The following is a 532-nucleotide window of genomic DNA, read 5'->3' as shown; positions in this document are numbered from 1 at the left end:
TCAAGGCTCTGGATATGGTGCGAGGAGAGATGTCGTCATCCCAAAGTTCAGCCATCTGAGCGGAGGTTTTGTGGCCATGCTCTTGGGCAAAAGCCTTGAATTTTTGCCAGTCGGTAATTTTGTGGTTATTGCCAGGTGGGTGATTAGGTTGAGGGAGGAAGTCTCCGGTCTGTGCTTTTCTTTGCAGCCAGAGATTAATGGTGTTCCGGCTGACATGGAAAAGTTGACTGGCTTATGTTTTGGGCATACCGTCTAGTTCAATTGCATTAATAACTTTTTGTCTGAGGTCGTAACTATAGGGGGCTGGCATTTTGGGTCTTCTTAGTCATCTCGTCCTCTCCATTATACGTCCTAACTTTCCTGTCTTGTGCTATACCTACACAGACTTTTAAAAGTACCCCGGTGGAAAGGACAAGTCTAAAGATGGAACGCCCATATAAACGGAACGTTTAAACCCCTCATTGGCTCTGCCTCACGGCAGAGCGTGAAAAGTGTAAGCGTATGGTGCGAGACGTTCGGGTATGAAATAGGG

1 pseudogene is annotated in these 532 nt (G+C 46.8%); it reads right to left on the bottom strand.

The window, feature by feature from the left end:
* A pseudogene (locus tag P5683_RS25700) lies at positions 1 to 310 on the bottom strand (IS630 transposase-related protein); the annotation flags it as partial.
* Positions 311 to 532 lie beyond the last annotated feature (222 nt).

This window comes from Limnospira sp. PMC 1279.21, from assembly GCF_032349615.1.
Classification (GTDB): Bacteria; Cyanobacteriota; Cyanobacteriia; order Cyanobacteriales; family Microcoleaceae; genus Limnospira; species Limnospira fusiformis.
The sequence above is the reverse complement of the archived record's forward strand: the minus strand, read 5'-3'. Positions and strand labels throughout refer to the sequence as shown.